Annotated in this window: 17 protein-coding genes; 6 read left to right on the top strand and 11 right to left on the bottom strand. The window is 45.4% G+C overall.

Annotated features, from left to right (window positions below; translation table 11 throughout):
• Window positions 1–1,680, top strand: a complete 1,680-nt coding sequence (locus KOE27_RS21265; RefSeq protein ID WP_215240799.1) for a hypothetical protein — start codon at window positions 1–3, stop codon at window positions 1,678–1,680.
• Window positions 1,681–1,704: 24 nt separating this feature from the next.
• Here KOE27_RS21265 and KOE27_RS21260 read toward each other — a convergent pair whose 3' ends face one another.
• From KOE27_RS21260 to recQ, 5 genes are all read right to left on the bottom strand, one after another.
• The gene (locus tag KOE27_RS21260; protein ID WP_215240798.1) at window positions 1,705–2,901 is read right to left on the bottom strand and encodes an anhydro-N-acetylmuramic acid kinase; all 1,197 of its coding nucleotides are present in this window, start codon (window positions 2,899–2,901) and stop codon (window positions 1,705–1,707) included.
• Window positions 2,902–3,086: 185 nt separating this feature from the next.
• Window positions 3,087–4,184 (bottom strand): PSP1 domain-containing protein, encoded by a 1,098-nt coding sequence (locus tag KOE27_RS21255; protein WP_229252866.1) that lies wholly within the window; start codon window positions 4,182–4,184, stop codon window positions 3,087–3,089.
• Window positions 4,181–4,306, bottom strand: coding sequence for a hypothetical protein (locus KOE27_RS29895; RefSeq protein ID WP_255573879.1), 126 nt, complete (start codon window positions 4,304–4,306; stop codon window positions 4,181–4,183). Before KOE27_RS29895 ends, KOE27_RS21255 begins: the two co-directional genes overlap by 4 nt.
• Complete coding sequence (gene purD, locus KOE27_RS21250; RefSeq protein WP_215240797.1) at window positions 4,303–5,592, bottom strand: phosphoribosylamine--glycine ligase; 1,290 nt, start codon at window positions 5,590–5,592, stop codon at window positions 4,303–4,305. Before purD ends, KOE27_RS29895 begins: the two co-directional genes overlap by 4 nt.
• A 58-nt stretch (window positions 5,593–5,650) precedes the next feature.
• Complete coding sequence (gene recQ / locus KOE27_RS21245) at window positions 5,651–7,864, bottom strand: DNA helicase RecQ (RefSeq protein ID WP_215240796.1); 2,214 nt, start codon at window positions 7,862–7,864, stop codon at window positions 5,651–5,653.
• 93 nt (window positions 7,865–7,957) lie between these two features.
• Here recQ and KOE27_RS21240 point away from each other — a divergent pair, with 93 nt between their 5' ends.
• On the top strand, window positions 7,958–8,932 hold the full coding sequence (locus tag KOE27_RS21240) for a KpsF/GutQ family sugar-phosphate isomerase (protein ID WP_215240795.1): 975 nt from the start codon (window positions 7,958–7,960) through the stop codon (window positions 8,930–8,932).
• Between the two features lie 73 nt (window positions 8,933–9,005).
• Here the strand turns inward: KOE27_RS21240 and KOE27_RS21235 are convergent, their stop codons facing one another.
• The 5 genes from KOE27_RS21235 to rpmG all read right to left on the bottom strand — a co-directional run bounded on the left by KOE27_RS21235 (window position 9,006) and on the right by rpmG (window position 12,539).
• On the bottom strand, window positions 9,006–9,482 hold the full coding sequence (locus KOE27_RS21235; protein ID WP_215240794.1) for a DUF4293 domain-containing protein: 477 nt from the start codon (window positions 9,480–9,482) through the stop codon (window positions 9,006–9,008).
• Between the two features lie 55 nt (window positions 9,483–9,537).
• On the bottom strand, window positions 9,538–10,848 hold the full coding sequence (rimO, locus tag KOE27_RS21230) for a 30S ribosomal protein S12 methylthiotransferase RimO (RefSeq protein WP_215240793.1): 1,311 nt from the start codon (window positions 10,846–10,848) through the stop codon (window positions 9,538–9,540).
• Between the two features lie 131 nt (window positions 10,849–10,979).
• The gene (gene ftsY, locus KOE27_RS21225; protein ID WP_215240792.1) at window positions 10,980–11,942 is read right to left on the bottom strand and encodes a signal recognition particle-docking protein FtsY; all 963 of its coding nucleotides are present in this window, start codon (window positions 11,940–11,942) and stop codon (window positions 10,980–10,982) included.
• A 165-nt stretch (window positions 11,943–12,107) separates the two neighbouring features.
• Window positions 12,108–12,260 (bottom strand): DUF4295 domain-containing protein, encoded by a 153-nt coding sequence (locus KOE27_RS21220; protein ID WP_138482365.1) that lies wholly within the window; start codon window positions 12,258–12,260, stop codon window positions 12,108–12,110.
• Window positions 12,261–12,356: 96 nt separating this feature from the next.
• Window positions 12,357–12,539, bottom strand: coding sequence for a 50S ribosomal protein L33 (gene rpmG / locus KOE27_RS21215; protein WP_215240791.1), 183 nt, complete (start codon window positions 12,537–12,539; stop codon window positions 12,357–12,359).
• A 310-nt stretch (window positions 12,540–12,849) separates the two neighbouring features.
• Here rpmG and KOE27_RS21210 point away from each other — a divergent pair, with 310 nt between their 5' ends.
• From KOE27_RS21210 to KOE27_RS21200, 3 genes are all read left to right on the top strand, one after another.
• A complete protein-coding gene (locus KOE27_RS21210; protein WP_215240790.1) occupies window positions 12,850–13,380 on the top strand; it encodes a c-type cytochrome in 531 nt (176 codons plus the stop codon).
• Window positions 13,381–13,466: 86 nt separating this feature from the next.
• Window positions 13,467–14,963, top strand: a complete 1,497-nt coding sequence (gene gatB, locus KOE27_RS21205) for an Asp-tRNA(Asn)/Glu-tRNA(Gln) amidotransferase subunit GatB (protein WP_215240789.1) — start codon at window positions 13,467–13,469, stop codon at window positions 14,961–14,963.
• 36 nt (window positions 14,964–14,999) lie between these two features.
• Window positions 15,000–16,133, top strand: a complete 1,134-nt coding sequence (locus KOE27_RS21200; RefSeq protein WP_215240788.1) for a TlpA disulfide reductase family protein — start codon at window positions 15,000–15,002, stop codon at window positions 16,131–16,133.
• 50 nt (window positions 16,134–16,183) lie between these two features.
• Here the strand turns inward: KOE27_RS21200 and KOE27_RS21195 are convergent, their stop codons facing one another.
• Window positions 16,184–17,050, bottom strand: coding sequence for a Rossmann-fold NAD(P)-binding domain-containing protein (locus KOE27_RS21195; RefSeq protein ID WP_215240787.1), 867 nt, complete (start codon window positions 17,048–17,050; stop codon window positions 16,184–16,186).
• Between the two features lie 20 nt (window positions 17,051–17,070).
• Here KOE27_RS21195 and KOE27_RS21190 point away from each other — a divergent pair, with 20 nt between their 5' ends.
• Window positions 17,071–18,081, top strand: coding sequence for a gliding motility protein GldB-related protein (locus tag KOE27_RS21190; RefSeq protein WP_215240786.1), 1,011 nt, complete (start codon window positions 17,071–17,073; stop codon window positions 18,079–18,081).
• Window positions 18,082–18,089 lie beyond the last annotated feature (8 nt).

Below are 18,089 nucleotides of genomic sequence, written 5' to 3'. Positions count from 1 at the left end.
ATGAATAGTATTAAATTTTTTCGGGCTGCTTTTTTATGGACGCTGGTAACCATTTTGTCACACTCCCTTGTCCGGGCACAGAGCGATTTACTTAGCACGCTGAAAGAAGTTTCGGCCCAGTTAAAAACAGTAAAAACTTCGGGTAATGAATGGAAACAATCGTTACGCGCCAATGGATTACGTCCTTACCAGGTATTTTACGAAATAACCGGAACAGATAAAAAGGGACAAACCGTTACCCGGCTTTACGAATTTAATCTGGCCGACATTGATCCCGCTTCTATCAAATATGAGGCTAAAAAGGATGAGATGCTCGTAAAGATGAAAGCCATCAAGGGACACGGGTTCATCAAAGAAAAGGAAGGAGAGCAGCAGGTGAAGTACGTGAGCGAGATAACATTATATGCTGACCAGATAGACAATGCGAAGGCGCTGACCGCAGCCCTGCAGAAATCAGTTCCGCTGGCGCAGAAGGCAATGGAGAGCAAACTGAAAATTGTGAGTAAGTACAGTTTTCTGACAGACTGGCTCAAGGCCAATGTAATAAGCCTGAATGCAGCGGGGGAAAGTTACAAGCAGGGTATTACTTATGCCGAAGGCTTTAAAAATCTGAGAGTGAAACTGATTCTGCAGCCGGGTGACAAGGGTAAGGTGGAAGAAGAGATTTTTGATTTCAACCTGGCAGATATGGACGAGCGTAATGTTGAAATGGGCGTTTCCGGTAAATGGATATACCTGGAACTTGCTACGCGCTCGAAACAGGGTTACATTAAATACGTGAAGAACGGCAAAGTCCAGAGCAATGAAAAATCAGTTCGTTTTTATTTTGATGATGTGGAAAGAGCGCGGGAAGGAAAGCTGATACTGCAAAAACTTCTGCCGCTGGCAGGCCCGGTAAGTGATGAATTGAAACCGGTGTATTCCTCCCTGGCCGACGGGTTGAAAAAGATTAAAACGGCCGTTAAAAATACACCGGAAATCGGTCAGTCTATTGTTGCGGAGTGCCAGGCCATACTGTCTGTAAATGAAAACGGGAAAGTAAGCGAATACCGGTTTGCCTGGGGAGATATCAACGAGTCGTCACCGAAAATTAAGGTGTCAGGTAAAGTCTTCGAAATGAGTGTTGAAACCAGAGACAAGCAAAAATTTATCGAGGTCTGGAAGAATGGCGAAAAGCAAAGTTACACTTCCTCATTTGATATCATTTCGGACGATATTGAGAGTATTCGTTACTTGCCCGAAATTGTGAAAAGGGTGATAACCGACTGCCGGGCGTCTGTTAAACCTGTGTCCCCCAAACCAGGTATGGAAACCCAGTTCATCAATGAGCGGCTGACCAACTCCCGTATTGTCGTGAAAGCGGGTGCACAGGTATTGGAAAAAGCGGGAAAGTGCCAGCTCGTTTTTAAACGGACCATCACGGACGGAAAAAATGCTGGGCCACTGAGGTATGAACTGAGCTTAACGGAAATGGACGCATCTTCGGTTGAGATGGTAATAGCAGGAAGCAGTGTATTTGTAAATATCTCAACCCGTAATAAGGAAAAGACGATCAAATCTTTCAAGGGAGACACACCTTCGGATTACGTCAACATGGTAAAAATTGAATGTGAAAATATCGTTTCAGGGCGGCAGATTGCAGATACCCTGAAAAAAATTGTAAGCGACTGTAAAAAATAGTACTGCCGTGAAGGAAGGGGGCGATCAGCCGGGGAAAGAAATTTTCCCCATGGTGATCCCCGGTACGCCTTCCCGTGAGCCGAAAGACATGTGTGCGCCGGCAACTGTTTCATTGGCCAGTACCGCAAATAAAACGGCTTCCTTTGCATCGCCAGATACTCCCAGCACTTCCAGTTGTTTTACAGAACAATGCTGAAGCTGGTTTTGTATGGCTGCCATCAGTACCGGGTTATGAGCGCCTCCGCCGCTGGCGTAAACGGTATACTGATCCGAGGAGTCGATTATTTTCTGGATGGAAGTTACAATGGTATCTGCACTGAGCTGGGTCAAAGTTGCGATAATATCATTCCGCGAAAGTGAAGTAAGCTTTGATTTCTGAATGGCATTCTCCACATAATCGAAATTGAAAACTTCGGGGCCGGTGGTTTTAGGGAATGGTGCGTCAAAAAAGGGTATCTTCTTAAGGCTATCCAGCAGTATCCCGTTAACGGTTCCTTTGGCAGCAGCCTCTCCGTTTTCGTCATAAGGTTTCCTGAAAAAGCGACGCATGTAAGCATCAATCAAGGTATTACCAGGGCCTGTATCTGTCGTGAAAATCAGCTCGGGATCCATGTTTCCGGGGAGTACAGTGAAATTGGCGATTCCTCCCATATTGAGGAGAATCCGATTCTCCCCTTTTTTTGAAAACAGATAGTAGTCGCCGTAAACCGCCAGTGGAGCCCCCTCGCCCCCTGCCGCTACGTGTTTTTGCCTGAAGTCACTTACCGTTGTGATACCGGTTGTAACAGCAATATGATCCCCATCTCCGATCTGGAGGGTGCCATTGGGGAATTCTGCCAGTCGGTGCTGTTTTTTTGGTGCGTGAAAAACCGTTTGCCCATGGCTTGCGATCAGATCAACGGTTTCGGGTTCTATTTGCCAGTTTTGCAGGCACTGCAGGATCATTTTCCCATGTTCTGTCCCTATATAGGGATTGAGCAGGCAAAGGTCCTGAAAGTCAATTTCTCTTTTGGCAAATATTTTCCTCACTTTTTCCTTAAATGCTTCATCATAAGGTACTGTAATGAATTGTTCTACCTTCAATAAGGTTTCCGTACCATTTCCTTTTATTTTGCAAAACGCCACGTCCAGTCCGTCCAAGGAGGTACCTGACATGAGCCCTATGATGTTTCTGGAGTCCTTGTGGGCTATGGTATGCAGGTTATCGATATGCAGTTTCATGCGGAATGGTTAAGTAATGGGTGCCTGGGTTACAATTTCAATTCAGAGCCTGATCGCGTTTTGTATGAATCATCATGGAAACGTATGGTCGCAAGAGCAAGGCAAGTTGTTTTGTGTACCTGTGTTCTATTTTTAGAAGGTGCATAACAGAAACGGCCCACATGAATTTTTTGTGAGCCGTCTGTTCAGATTTTGCTTTGTTGTGTTGTCGGTGCTGCCGCCTGGGGTTTGTTTCCGTTCTTATTTTTCCCAGTCCTGTTTTTCTTCTTTTTCTTCTTTTTCTGTTCCTCGCTGTACTTACGGTCAAGGTTTTCAAGATCACTATTCAGTTTCTGAGGTCCTTTGTCCAAACTTTTGTCAGGTTCGGGAGTAAGAATTTCCAGCGATTCCGGTATAATATCTTTTTTATTGAGCTCAATAATTTCAAGTACTTTTTCAATCGCCACGGGATACCAGTTGGTTTCCTTGTCAAAGCCAAACCACATGATTTTCTTAAAGATATCCGTTTTCTGTAGGGTAGCAATGCCCTTTTTGGTTTTAAGCGGGGCATCCACTGCCGGTATATCTTTCAGCGCGTCAATGTAGGTCTCCAGCTCGTAATTGAGGCAGCATTTAAGCCTCCCGCACTGGCCCGAAAGTTTAGCAGGATTCAGCGAAAGGTTCTGGTAGCGGGCTGCCGAAGTTGAAATATTCTTGAAGTCCGTCAGCCAGGTAGAGCAGCACAGTTCTCTTCCGCAAGAGCCGAGCCCGCCGAGCCTGCTGGCTTCCTGTCTGAGGCTGATCTGCCTCATTTCAATACGCACTTTAAATTCGGAAGCCAGTAATTTGATCAGTTCCCGGAAATCAACGCGTTCTTCGGATGAATAGTAAAAAGTAGTTTTGGTATTATCCGACTGAAATTCAACATCGGACAACTTCATATTCAGCTTTAATTCCCGGATAATTTCCCTGGTGCGGTAAAGCGTGGGCATTTCCCTGGCCATTGCCTGGGTATGTTTATCAAGGTCTTTTTCATTGGCAACGCGGTAGATCACATGCAGGTCGTCATTGATGACCACATTTTTTCGTTTCATCTGAAGCCGCACCAATTCTCCCTGCAGGGAAACGGTACCAATATGCTGACCAGAGGCCATTTCGCAGACTACGCAGTCGCCGGTATAAAATTCCAGCTGATTTATATTCCTGAAATACTCTTTTCTTCCTCCTTTAAATTTAACTTCTACAACATCAAAACGCTGGCTGGAAGGCACATCCATGTGGCTTAGCCAGTCGAAGACGTTCATTTTATTGCATCCACCTGTTCCGCAGGTTCCATTGCTTCCACATCCTGAAACGGCCGTTCCACTGGTGCCACAGCCGCCGGATGAACATGATCCACATCCCATATCTTAGTCGTCTTCATCAAGCGTTATAACGAATTAAATCCATACCGATGTCGTGCCGGAAATATTTCCCTTCATATTGTACTACCTGCGCAGCACGCTGAGATTTATGGACAGCATTTTCAAGAGAATTGGCAACGCCGGTGAGGGCCATTACACGTCCTCCATTGGTAACGACTTCGGTATTTCCATTAAAAGTAGTACCTGCGTGGTATAAATACACATCTTCTACTTTTTCACTTCCGGTAATTACCTTTCCTTTTTCGTAGTCACCCGGATAACCGCCCGAAACCAGAACCGTGGTAACAGCTACCTGAGGCGATATATTCATTTCAAAGTCATGTAACGTGCCTTTAGCGGTAGCCGCCATAAGCATCGCAAAATCAGATTGTATCCTGGGCAATACTACTTCCGTTTCCGGGTCACCCATTCTTACATTATATTCAATGACATAGGGATCTCCTTTAACGTTCATCAACCCTATGAAGATGAAACCCACATAACGGATGCCTTCACTCTTTAATCCGGCAAGTGTCGGTTTTACCACCCTTTCTTCTACTTTTCTCAGAAAATTGGCATCCGCAAATGCGACCGGTGAAACAGCACCCATACCGCCCGTATTAAGTCCTGTATCATTTTCTCCTATCCTTTTGTAGTCTTTTGCTTCGGGAAGGATTTTATAGTTTTCGCCATCGGTTAATACAAAAACGGAAAGTTCAATGCCTCTCAAAAACTGTTCCACAACTACTTTGTTGCCAGCCTCCCCAAACTTTCCATCCACGAGCATCTCCCTGAAAGCTTTTTCGGCCTCATCGTATTTCTCCGCAATGATTACCCCTTTCCCGGCTGCCAGGCCATCGGCCTTTAGTACGATGGGCAGAGAATGGCGCTCCAGGTATTCAACTCCCGTTTCAAGGGTTTCGGCGGTGAAGCTCTGTGAGGTTGAGGTAGGAATGCCATATTTATGCATGAACTGCTTGGAAAAATCTTTGCTGCCCTCCAGTTGTGCGCCGGTTTTATTCGGGCCAATAATTTTTACTTTTTTCAGGGAAGGCTCTGTCTCAAAATAATCTACAATTCCATTCACCAGCGGCTCTTCCGGCCCAACGATTACCAGTTCGATATTCCTGGCGACTACTTCTTCACCAATGGCTTTAAAATCATTATAGGAGACGGGTAAATTGGTTGCAACGGAAGCCGTCCCGGCATTTCCGGGAGCAACATATAAATTATCGCAAAGGGGGCTTTGAGCAATTTTCCAGGCAAAAGCATGCTCTCTTCCTCCCGAACCCAATATTAGTATATTCATAACTTGTTTTACAATTTCACCAAAAGGGTGTCTATTACGGATTTTGGTTCAGGAAAAATTAATTTGCTAACTCAGACAAAAATTTGATACGCATCAGTCTCAGCTCTTCTTCACTCACTTCTTCGGAGGCAAATTCTGTCAAGGCTGCTGCAATATTGTCTGTTTCGGCGGTCATAAAATAATCATAGATATCCTGCTGGCGTTCCTTATCGATCACCTGATTGATATAGTAATCCAGGTTAAGCTTGGTGCCTGAATAACAAATATGTTCAACTTCTTCGATGACGTCGGCAAGGGCAAGATCTTTTACTTCCGCAATTTCATCCAGGCTTATCTTACGGTCGACCTGCTGAATGATATAAATTTTGATTTTCGACTTATTTACCGTCGACTTAATAACAACATCCTTGGCTGTTTCGATGTCGTTCTCTTCCACGTACCGCGTGATCAGGTCAATAAACTGCCGCCCGAACTTCTGGACCTTGCCCATACCCACGCCGTTGATCTGGGCCATTTCCTGCTGCGTGGTAGGGTAGGTAGTCGCCATTTCCTCCATGGACGGATCCTGGAAGATTACATAGGGAGGCAGGTTTTTTTCTTTGGCCACTTTTTTCCGGAGAGCCTTCAGCATTCCAAGCAATGCTTCGTCGTAAGCATGTGCACTTCCTCCACCGGCTGCGGCATCTTTGTCGTCATCTTCCGGCTTCACTTCCTCTTCTTCAAAGTTATGGTCCTTATGAAGCGTTACCGGGTATGGGTCGTTGAGGTAGTTGGTGCCTTTTTCTCCGATTTTAAGTATACCATAGTTCTCGATATCTTTTTCGAGGTAGTTGAATATCACCAGCTGGCGAATGGTTGATATCCAGTAATCGCGGGATTCGTTCAGTTCCAGGCCTTTACCGTAAACGTCGAGCTGATCATGCTCGTAACTTTTAACATACTGGTTTTCAGTGGCTGTCAGAAGGTCTGCAATGTGCTCGCCGTCAAAACGCTGCTCCGTAAGCTGCACGGCCCTGAGCACCAGAATTACGTCATCCTGTACTTTGTTTTTTTCGGTTGGTTTAAGACAGTTGTCGCAGAAGCCACAATCTTTATCCATGTATTCGCCGAAATAACTTAAAAGCTGGCGGCGCCTGCAAACTCCCAGAGTTGAATAGGCCACCATCTCGTTGAGCAGATGCCTGGCATTATCACGTTCGGTTACGGTTTTGTCTTTGTTGAACTTTTCAAGTTTGGTGATATCCTCATAGCTGTAGAACATCAGACAGTTGCCTTCCAGGCCGTCGCGCCCGGCGCGCCCGGTTTCCTGGTAATATCCCTCCAGCGATTTGGGGACGTCATAATGAATAACAAACCGTACGTCGGGCTTATCAATCCCCATTCCAAAAGCGATCGTCGCGACAATCACATCACATTCCTCGTTCAGGAACGCATCCTGGTTAGCCATCCTGGTGTTGCTGTCAAGCCCGGCGTGGTAGGGGAGCGCCTTTACGTCGTTAACGGTCAGCAGCTCGGCAACTTCTTCAACCGTTTTCCGGCTCAGGCAGTAAATGATCCCCGACTTGCCCTTGTTATTCCTGACATACTTGATCAGTTGTTTTTTTACATCTTTCTTAGGCCTGATCTCGTAATAAAGGTTTTTACGGTTAAAGGACGATTTAAAAGTCTCGGCCTCCTCCATCTGCAGGTTTTTGCGGATATCCTGCTGTACCTTAGGCGTAGCGGTTGCCGTAAGTGCAATAATCGGAAGCTGGCCGATATTCTCGATTATTCCATAGATGCGGCGGTATTCGGGGCGGAAGTCGTGCCCCCATTCGGAGATACAGTGGGCTTCGTCTATGGCAACAAAGGAGATTTTGACTTTTTTCAGGAAATCCAGGTTATCTTCCTTTGTAAGGGATTCGGGTGCTATATAAAGCAGTTTCAGGCTACCGTCGAGTGCGTCGGTTTTTACCCTGGTCATTTCTGCTTTGGTAAGGGTTGAATTCAAGAATTGGGCATTGATTCCAAATGCAGTCAGCTGGTCTACCTGATTTTTCATCAAAGCAATCAGCGGAGATATCACGATGGTCATACCATCACTTACAAGCGCTGGCAGCTGGTAACACAATGATTTTCCTGCGCCGGTAGGCATGATAACAAACGTATTCTTTCCGAGGAGGATATTCTGAATAATAACCTCCTGATCTCCCCGGAACTGGCTGTAACCAAATATCTCTTTAAGCCTTTCTTTTAACGTATCTAAAACGACTTTTTCAACCTTCTTTACCATACTTTGTCAACAAAAGGGTTCTCCCAAAGTTCTCTATCTTTGTCTTTGAAATTAATAATTATAATCGGATCTGTCTAAAACTGTAATTCAAATTTGAAATTAATAAAAAATATTCAGTCAATAGCAAAAGAAGTGCTGCAGCAGGAAGCCCTGGCGGTACAAAATCTTGCGGGACATATTGATGAACAATTTGAAAAATGTGTTTATGCCATTCTTCATTCAGGGGGCAGGGTGGTGATATCGGGAATTGGCAAAAGCGCGATCGTGGGGCAGAAAATCGTAGCAACACTTAATTCTACCGGTACGCCGGCCTTATTCATGCATGCCGCCGACGCGATACACGGGGATTTGGGCATGATCCAGGAGAACGATGTGGTGATTGTTATTTCCAAAAGTGGTGATACACCGGAAATAAAGGTTCTGGTACCGCTGCTGAAGCGTACCGGAGTAATCATGATAGCCATGGTAAGCAACAGGGATTCTTATCTGGCGCTCAATTCCCACCACATTTTACATGCCTATGCGCCCACCGAGGCCGATCCGCTGAATCTTGCACCTACCACCAGTACTACCGTTACCATGGCGCTGGGGGATGCTCTGGCGATCTGCTTGCTTGAAACCCGGGGTTTTACGCACGATGATTTTGCTAAATTTCATCCTGGCGGTTCGCTTGGAAAGCGGTTATATCTCAAAATCTGCGATATCTATCCGGGAAATGCCGTGCCCCTGATTCATGACTCGGCCAGCCTTCAGGAGGTGATCATGGAAATTAGTTCAAAAAGGCTTGGAGCTACTGCCGTCATCAATGCAGAAGGGAAAATGGCGGGAATCATCACCGACGGTGATTTGAGACGTATGCTTAAACAGCACCGGGTGGAGGATCTGTTCCGGCTTAAAGCATCTGATATCATGACGCCCAGGCCGGTGTCTGTTCATCCTGACGAGTATGCTGTCAACGCGCTCCAGCTGATGCAGTCGCGCAGTATCACCCAGGTTATTGTAGTTGAGGAAGGTGAGGTGAAGGGCTTTGTACACCTGCATGACCTGCTCCGTGAAGGGCTGGTATGAGATGATTGATACCAAAAAGACATGGAGAATCTGAAAGTCAGGTTCTCCATGTCTTTTGTATCGTCACAATAACTTATCGGAGACGGCTTGACTGCTGAACGGTTTTTTCGTCCTTTCTGATAAAACGGTTGGCAAAAACGTTGGCAAGCATGGAGGCCACCAATCCGTAAAATCCTGTATCATAGTTTCCGGGGGCTCCTGGCTCAAAAAATTTCGCAGCCTTGTAATAGGTGAAGTAAATGACCAGCCCAATAATCACCGTCATCAGGATGGAATTTACGGCACATAAAGCAGATTGCAGCATCCTGTTTTTGAATTGAAAAATGGTATAAGCAGCCACTCCGGCCACTATTATTGCCACAATCATGAGATAATAAGTAGGCTGCACTTCGGACTGTACTGCGTTTATCTGGTGCGTCAGTTTCAGGGCTGTAAGGTCCACCTTCTGCTCACCCGTGGCTGCTGTTTTATGCCATACCGGAAAAGAAAGGAATACACCCATACCTATCATCACAATCGCCAGGAATACGGTTTGAACTCGTTGTAACATACGTGCTATTACGGAAAATAAATATTAAAAATATACAAATATAATGTCTGATTCTCTAACCCGCCAGTTCTCCGTATAAATCAAATTCTTCAGCAGAGGTGATTTTTACATTTGCAAAATCACCCAGACGGACATATTGGCTGGCAGGTATTAAAACTTCGTTATCCACTTCGGGGGAGTCAAATTCGGTACGTCCGATAAAATGCCCACCTTCCTTCCGGTCGAATAGTACCTTGTAGGTGTTTCCTATTTTTTGCTGATTCAGTTCATAAGATATTCCCTGCTGCAATTCCATGATGGTATCTGCCCGCTCCTGCTTGACCTCAGCCGGAATGTCGTCGGGCATGGTGTAAGAATGGGTATTGTCTTCATGAGAATATTGAAATGCTCCCAAACGGTCAAAACGCATCTTTTCTACAAATTCATAGGTTTCATCAAAGAGTTGCTCCGTTTCTCCGGGATGTCCTACAATGAGTGTGGTACGCAGGGTAATGCCGGGGACTTTTTCACGGATGTCTGTAATGAGGGCCTCGGTTTTTTCGCGGGTGATCCCGCGGCGCATGGCCTTCAGGATTTCCGTAGAACCCGTTTGCAAGGGCATATCCAGGTATTTACAGATATTACTTCGTTCGTTCATGACATCCAGGATGTCCATCGGAAAACCTGCAGGATAGGCATACTGCAGGCGTATCCATTCGATACCTTCCACGTCCGAAAGCTGGGCAAGCAGATCCGAAAGGTTTCTTTTTTTGTAAATATCCAGCCCATAGTAGGTAAGGTCCTGGGCAATCAGTATCAGCTCTTTTGTACCTCGTCTGGCAAGGGATTTCGCTTCTTTGACCAGCTCTTCGATAGAACGGGAGACATGCCCGCCGCGCATGATCGGAATGGCACAAAAACTGCATGGACGATCACAGCCTTCGGCAATTTTGAGATAGGCGTAATGAGAAGGTGTTGTGAGCAGACGCTCGCCCACGAGCTCATGTTTGTAATCGGCCTTCAGAGTTTTGAGCAAACGCGGCAGCTCATTGGTGCCAAACCAGGCGTCAACAGTAGGAATTTCAACGGAAAGCTCATCCTTGTAGCGGTGCGACAGGCAGCCTGTTACATACACCTTATCCACCATCCCTGCTGCTTTGGCATCGGCATAACGCAGTATGGTGTTTATGGATTCTTCCTTCGCATTATCAATAAACCCGCAGGTGTTGATGACAACAATTTGTGAATCATCTTTTTTTGACTCGTGTGCGACATTGAATCCATTGCCTTGCAGCTGGGTGTAGAGCACTTCCGAATCTACCAGGTTTTTAGAACAACCCAGCGTTACTATATTGACCTTATTCTTTACTATTCCTTTGGTTTTCATGATTATTAGCTATTGGCAAAAACTGCTAAGCCTGTAGCCTTCATTTTTTGTTTGGATAAAATTTCTACCGATATAACGGGACAAGTTACTGATAGTGAGATAGCAAAATGGGGTGCAAAGTTCTGGGAAAATCAGCCAATTTTCTTAAACAGTGAGTCAACAAATTCCGAGCGATCAAAAACCTGGAGATCATCCATTTTTTCACCTACGCCGATGTATTTTACCGGGATTTTGAATTCATCGGATATTCCTATCACTACGCCGCCTTTGGCGGTTCCGTCCAGTTTGGTAATGGCGAGGGCTGTTATTTCAGTAACCTTGGTGAATTCCCGTGCCTGGATCACGGCGTTTTGGCCGGTACTTCCATCCAAAACCAGCAGAACTTCGTGTGGTGCCGAAGGAATAATTTTTTGCATCACCCGTTTAATTTTGGACAGCTCGTTCATCAGGTTTACCTTGGTGTGCAGCCGTCCGGCCGTATCAATGATGATGACATCCGCGCCAATTTCAGTCCCTTTCTTGAGGGCATCGTAGGCCACCGCGGAAGGATCGGTATTCATTCCGTGGTCGATAACCGGTACATCCACACGTTTCCCCCAAAGCTTAAGCTGCTCCACCGCCGCCGCCCGGAAGGTGTCTGCCGCACCCAGGACAACCTTGTGCCCGCGCTGCTGGAACTGGTGAGCCAGCTTTCCGATGGTGGTGGTTTTACCCACACCATTTACGCCCACAACCATAATCACGTAGGGCTTGGGTAAGTGCTCCGTCTCAAAACTATCAGTAATGTCAACCGATTTGTTTTCGGTCAGCAGGGCCGCAATTTCTTCTCTCAGCATGATATCCAGCTCGGCAGTGCTGGCATATTTATCCCTTGCCGCCCTTTCTTCAATACGTTTGATGACCTTCAGGGTGGTTTCAACACCCACGTCGGAACTTACCAGAATATCTTCCAGTTCATCCAGTACGTCTTCATCAATAGTGGTTTTGCCCACGATGGCCCTGGAAAGTTTGCCAAAAAAACTGTCCTTTGTTTTTTCTAATCCTTTATCTAAAGTCTCCTTTTTCTCTTTGGAAAAAAAACCGAATAAGCTCATAATCAAGTGTATGGGGTAAAGCCGTAACGTCTGGTGTCTGTCTGCAGAGGGATGTCCGGTGGCCGGATCAGCCGCATTGCAATTCAAAAATAAAACAAAAAAAGTCCCAAAAGGGACTTTAATTTATTCAAAGTAAAAACTTTAAAACATAAGGCGGCTATATCCTTAGTTTTTCAAAGCTCCTTGTACGCCATCAAGCGGTACGATTTCTTCTTTGAAGGTATAAGCTCCTGTTTTTGGAGATTTTACGGCTTTAATCACTTTGGCAAATGATTTACCGCCTTCTTTTTTCAGGGTAGCAACAACTTTCTTTGCCATGTCTGTATATTTTTAGTGTTATAAGTTAATTAGTTATCCGTTACATTTCCATGTTCACTACCGTTACCAGTGTATAACGGTTAACATTTTAACGTACTATTTAATCTCTTTATGGATGGTATACCTTCTCAGGAATGAATTGAATTTTTTCAATTCCATACGAGCCGGAGTATTCTTACGATTCTTTGTTGTTACATAACGGGACATCCCAGGAACTCCTGATTCTTTTTGCTCGGTGCATTCCAAAATTACCTGAACTCTATTACCTTTCTTAGCCATTGCTTTACATCGTTTTACAAATAGGACTGCAAAGGTAATAACTTTCGGATTATTAGCAAATTATGAAAATTATTTTTAAAATATATATTTACAAAAAAACCTCTGCCGGATTATTTATAAGTGAGATAAAACACTGTTTTTTATATTTAAGCTACTCATATTCAATTAATTGTATATGTTTGCTGGATTTTCGGCGCCAATCATATTTTTGTGATTGTAAGGAAATCTAGAACAAACTTGCTTTCTTCGTGTGGTGATTTATCAGTATATAGGATAATCTGGCGGAAATTTCTTAAAATTTTTATTCAAAATGACTCTTAACAAAAGTACCTCTTTGGCTATTATCGCCCTGGTAGCCTCAGTCTGGATGGGTTGCTCCTCAAAAGAGGATCGTGACAAGTATGATACCTATTATGGTTCTGGAAGCAAAGTGCGTGAAGAAACCGCTCTGGCAGATATTCAGAATTACAAAAAGGAAGCGGCTGCTACCGAAGCAGCAGCGCCGGCACCAGCCGTAACCAAGGAAACACCCGCTGCTGACAGCACCCAAAAGACACCGGAAGCTCCTGCAGAGGCCAAACCTGCAAAAAAGGCAGTACCCGCCGAGGTATCAGCATTACTTAATAAGTATGCCTGTTTTGCCTGCCACCAGCCGTATGAAAAGTTGATTGGCCCGGCATATTCGGAAGTAGCCAAGAGAAAGTATACGCCCGATATGATCGTAGAGCTGGTACACAGTCCGAAACCCGAGCACTGGCCTGGGTATCCGCCAATGGCTCCTTTGGCGCACGTTCCTAAAGCGGATATAATTATTATCGCAAACTGGATCAATACGTTGTAAAAACATACTGACTCAATATAAAATACGGGTCGTCCATATCATGGACGACCCGTATTTGTATCTTTGCAATTGAATTTGTGTAGAATATGACTGAAAACGCTCTTACCCCTGCTGATATAACCGACGTTTTTCTGGACCGGTATGAAGCTGTAATCGGGCTGGAAGTACATTGCCAGCTGCAGACTGAATCCAAACTGTTTGCCAGAGACCGGAATTTATTTGGCACCGAGCCTAATACCAATATTGGTCCGCTTACGCTGGCTTTACCGGGTACCCTGCCCAGGGTAAATAAAAAGGCGGTTGAATATGCGGTTAAAATGGGATTGGCCTGTGGCTGTTCCATTACCCGCCGTACTACCTTTGACCGTAAGAATTATTTTTATCCGGATCTCCCGAAGGGATATCAGATTTCGCAGGATAAGTTTCCCATTTGTGTGGACGGAGGTATTGATATTTCGGCCAAAGGTGCGGACGGAGTGCTGGCCGACAGACGTATCCGTTTTCATCATATTCACCTGGAAGAAGATGCGGGCAAATCCGTACATGACGGCAGTGACACCGAAACACTCCTGGATTATAACCGTGCAGGTACCCCGCTGATAGAAATGGTTTCGGAACCCGATTTACGTTCGGCTGACGAAACAGGGGCGTTTGTAACGGAAATCAGGCGGCTGGTGCGGTATCTGGGCATCAGCGACGGGAACATGGAGGAAGGTTCGCTGAGGGCCGACGTCAACGTGTCGGTCAGAAAGAAAGGAGCGGAAAAACTGGGTACTAAAGTGGAAGTGAAAAACATGAATTCCATCCGGAACATGATGAAAGCCATTCATTTTGAAACCAGGAGGCAAATATCTTTATTGGAAAACGGGGAGCCGATTTATCAGGAAACGCGGATGTTTGATGTTGAATCGGGCGAGACATATGGTATGCGGGTAAAAGAAACCATGAACGACTACCGTTATTTCCCGGATCCTGATTTAAGTCCTGTGGTGATATCCGACGCCTGGTTGGCAGAGATCAAGGCTGGTATGCCGGCGCTTCCGCATGAACTTCGTGAGAAATTTGTGACGCATTATGGTATTCCTGCTTATGACGCCGCCGTGCTCACCGATACCCGGGAGATGGCTCAGTACTTTGAAGAAGTTTGTGCCAAATCAACTTCTTACAAAGCCATTTCCAACTGGTTAATGGGGCCTGTTAAGTCTTTCCTGAATGAAAATGAAGGAGATATCACCAAGTTCCCGATTACAGCGTCCCGGCTCGCGGAATTAATAGAGCTCAGTGAGTCGGATGTTGTGAGCCATTCCACGGCGGTACAAAAAATATTCCCGGTTATGCTCACCGAAGCGGGAAGTTCACCCAGGGAAATAGCTATTTCAAATAACTGGATACAGAACAGCAATACGAATGAGCTGGAAACGTTGGTAGATGAGGTAATCGGATTTATGCCGGATAAAGTTGCAGCATACCGGAAAGGCAAGAAAGGATTGATGGGGTTGTTTGTAGGAGAGGTTATGAAAAGATCAAACGGAACTGCGGATCCTAAACTTGTGAACCAGTTATTAGCCCAGAAGCTTCAGTAAAAATATAGCCTTAAAGGCAGGTTAATCTCAAACAACATGAAAGCAGTAGCACAAAAAATATTTTCTGTTCTTTTTTTAGGGTTGTTGAGTTTTGCGGCCCGGTCTCAGGAGTCACTGGTGCCCAAGGAATTCACCGTCAGAGGTAAGGTTGCGGGGGGAGTGAAAGGAGAAAAAGTCGTGCTGGCACAATCGGCGGCAACGGGGGGCTCTTTTAAAGTGGATTCGACGGTTTTGGCATCGGATGGTACTTTCACTATTAAAGCAAAAGAAAAGGACCGCGGTAGCTTTTATACCATAAATATAGCTGACCGCCAGCGTGTTGTGCTGTTGGTTGAGGGAGGAGAGGATTTTCAGGTTGCGGTAGGTAATCAGCCTAAACCCAGTGTGACCGGCTCCCGAAACATGGAGTACTATGCTAAGATAGATGACCTGATGCAGGAATTTTCAGCAAAGGTTACCGCATGGAATGCTGAGTATGAGAAGGCAAATGAAAAGAAGGATACCAAAAAAATACAGGAGATTCAGGCAGCCTATGCACAGGTAAATGAAGCCAGGCTCGCCAGGATAAGGCAATTGATCCCAGAAATGGGAACTTCGCTGGTTGCTCTTTTTGCGGCCAATAATTTTCTTAGCCCGGATACCGACCTCGGTATTTTAAAGAAACTGGCCGGTGATTTTGAAAAAGTTGAACCTACGCCCACCATTGCAAAAGGGTTTATAGGGCAGATCAAGAGAATAGCCGGATTGGCTGTGGGGGAACAAGCACCGGATTTTACCCTGAATGACCCGGAAGGCAAACCGATTGCCCTGTCGTCGCTGAAGGGCCAATATGTTCTAATTGACTTTTGGGCTTCCTGGTGCGGCCCATGCAGACAGGAAAACCCGAATGTGGTGAGAATGTATGGCAAATTTAAAGATAAAGGGTTTTCGATTTACGGAGTTTCGCTGGATAAGGAAGCCACTGCCTGGAAGAACGCTATCAAAAAGGATGGGCTTACCTGGCTCCATGGTTCGGACCTTCGGTTCTGGAATTCTGCTGTAGCGCAAACTTATGGGGTAAAGGCTATCCCGGCTACTTTTCTTTTGGACAAAGAGGGGAAAATCATTGCAAAAAATTTACGGGGCCCGGCATTGGAAGCCAAACTGACAGAGCTGCTGGGGGCGCAGTAAATTGGAATATATAAACAAAAACACCGGAGCAGACCCTCCGGTGTTTTTGTTTATAACGCATAGAAAAAATCCAGAGGGTCGGGGTACTTTAAATTGTAACGGTAAAACCGGCTGAATTTTTCTCCTGAAATAATCTTAAAATCCGGTCCGGGGTCGATCGTTTTAAAGGTCGGCAACTCCCAGCCGAATTGTTCGCAGGACTTTTCATAAACCTGTCTTCTGCTGGTATGTATGGGAGCCACAATGTTGAAAGTTTCGTTGTGAATCCCCGTTTTGATCATTTCAAGGATTACTCCCGCAGCATCGTCCCGGTGAATATAATTTACCGGAATTGAGCCGGTGGTCATGTCTTTCTGGCCCTGTACATATTTCCCCGGGATGCGGTTGTAACCCAATAGGCCACTGAGCCGTACTATGGAAACCGTTCGTTGCGGACGTAATGTTTGTATGATATTCTCAGCTGAAACCATTTCGGGAGATGCGGATTCCTCCGGTAGTTTCACATCATCTTCGGTCACTATCCTGTTCAGGTCCGGGTATACTCCTGTTGAGCTGATAAAAATGACCTCCCGGACCGGCGAGGCTTTGATCTGTTCCGCAACGGAGCGGATCTGCTGAGCATAATTTCCGGCTTCACTTTTACTTAAACGTGGCGGAATTGAAATGACCAGCATATCTGTTTCAAAAAACTGGCGAATTTGTTCCGAGTCTCCATCTATTTCCGGATGCAGGGTTAACAGAAATCCCCCCACGCCGATTGCGCGTAACTGTTCAATTTTAGCTGGGGTGGTGGTGCTTCCCTGAACGGAAAATGCAATAGGACTTTCACTTAATCGTTGGGCTAATGGGAATCCAAGCCAGCCGCATCCCAGTATGCTAACTCTTTTTTTTTCTATTTTTGGTACTTCGTTGGGCATATTAAACTGATTTTCCCCTGATGTTCGATAAAATTAAATATTTGTTTTGGATGGGTGTTGCCGGCATTCTATTGTCATGTGGCGACAGTCAAAAGGGCCAGGCAGACTTTTCTGCCACAAAAGTAGCGCTATCTGCTGACAACCTGGATGAAGAACTGTTCAGAGCTGGGTCTGTCAAAGATGTCGAAAATTTTCTTGATAACCATTCCTATCTCCGGGCTGGATATTTCACCGATTTTCAGGGAGATAGTACTCAGCTCGCTGCTCACCTCTTTGAAGTACTGGGTAATAAGGATTTCAGATCCTTTAAAAGCGAGGTGGATTCAATCATAGGAGATAAGAAGACCGTCATCCTGGATCCTCTTGCCGCGGCTTTTGAACGGATTCGGGAAAATTACCCCTCGTTCCGATCACCAAAAATAAAATTTATCATGACGGGATTTACCGGAAACGATCTCTACATCACAGATTCGCTCATTGTGATCGGGCTTGATTATTTTGGAGGAGCCGCCGCCCGCTTTCGTCCCAATGTATTTGACTATCAGCTAAGAAGGTACCAGAAGGAATCTATAGTACCGGCAATCCTATTTTATATGTCGGGAAAATATAACAAACTTAACCCTGCCGACCACACCCTGCTGGCGGATATGATAGGGTATGGCAAGAGTTTCGAGTTTGTAAAACAGGTACTTCCAGAATGCCCGGATAGCCTGGTGCTGGGATACTCGGAAGAAAATCTCCAGAGGACTTATAACAGCCAGAAGGATATTTGGGCTTATTTTATTACCAACAAGCTTTTGTACGAAAAAAATGATCTGAAAAAGCAGAAGTATATCGGAGAAAGGCCTTTTACAGTGGAAATAGGAAATGAAGTACCGGGTGGCATAGGCCGCTGGCTTGGCTGGCGCATTGTCAATAAGTTTGCAACGGAGCATCCGGAGCTATCCCTACCCGAACTTATGAACATTGATAATGCCGGATATTTGTTTCAGGAATCGGGATATAAAGGTGAAAAGGACGAAGACGAGTAAGTTTTTTA

The organism is Dyadobacter sp. CECT 9275 (genome assembly GCF_907164905.1).
Classification (GTDB): Bacteria; Bacteroidota; Bacteroidia; order Cytophagales; family Spirosomataceae; genus Dyadobacter; species Dyadobacter helix.
Note: the sequence above shows the minus strand (reverse complement) of the source record. Positions and strands in the feature narration are given on the sequence as shown.

What these genes read in the sequence shown, in the direction of transcription:
- KOE27_RS21195 (WP_215240787.1), bottom strand. Translation starts at nt 17,050, where the DNA reads ATGCCCAACGAAGTACCAAAAATAGAAAAAAAAAGAGTTAGCATACTG.
- gatB (WP_215240789.1), top strand. Translation starts at nt 13,467, where the DNA reads ATGACTGAAAACGCTCTTACCCCTGCTGATATAACCGACGTTTTTCTG.
- KOE27_RS21260 (WP_215240798.1), bottom strand. Translation starts at nt 2,901, where the DNA reads ATGAAACTGCATATCGATAACCTGCATACCATAGCCCACAAGGACTCC.
- recQ (WP_215240796.1), bottom strand. Translation starts at nt 7,864, where the DNA reads ATGGTAAAGAAGGTTGAAAAAGTCGTTTTAGATACGTTAAAAGAAAGG.
- ftsY (WP_215240792.1), bottom strand. Translation starts at nt 11,942, where the DNA reads ATGAGCTTATTCGGTTTTTTTTCCAAAGAGAAAAAGGAGACTTTAGAT.
- purD (WP_215240797.1), bottom strand. Translation starts at nt 5,592, where the DNA reads ATGAATATACTAATATTGGGTTCGGGAGGAAGAGAGCATGCTTTTGCC.
- KOE27_RS21235 (WP_215240794.1), bottom strand. Translation starts at nt 9,482, where the DNA reads ATGTTACAACGAGTTCAAACCGTATTCCTGGCGATTGTGATGATAGGT.
- KOE27_RS21265 (WP_215240799.1), top strand. Translation starts at nt 1, where the DNA reads ATGAATAGTATTAAATTTTTTCGGGCTGCTTTTTTATGGACGCTGGTA.
- KOE27_RS21255 (WP_229252866.1), bottom strand. Translation starts at nt 4,184, where the DNA reads ATGAACGTCTTCGACTGGCTAAGCCACATGGATGTGCCTTCCAGCCAG.
- KOE27_RS21220 (WP_138482365.1), bottom strand. Translation starts at nt 12,260, where the DNA reads ATGGCAAAGAAAGTTGTTGCTACCCTGAAAAAAGAAGGCGGTAAATCA.
- rimO (WP_215240793.1), bottom strand. Translation starts at nt 10,848, where the DNA reads ATGAAAACCAAAGGAATAGTAAAGAATAAGGTCAATATAGTAACGCTG.
- KOE27_RS21200 (WP_215240788.1), top strand. Translation starts at nt 15,000, where the DNA reads ATGAAAGCAGTAGCACAAAAAATATTTTCTGTTCTTTTTTTAGGGTTG.
- KOE27_RS21190 (WP_215240786.1), top strand. Translation starts at nt 17,071, where the DNA reads ATGTTCGATAAAATTAAATATTTGTTTTGGATGGGTGTTGCCGGCATT.
- rpmG (WP_215240791.1), bottom strand. Translation starts at nt 12,539, where the DNA reads ATGGCTAAGAAAGGTAATAGAGTTCAGGTAATTTTGGAATGCACCGAG.
- KOE27_RS21210 (WP_215240790.1), top strand. Translation starts at nt 12,850, where the DNA reads ATGACTCTTAACAAAAGTACCTCTTTGGCTATTATCGCCCTGGTAGCC.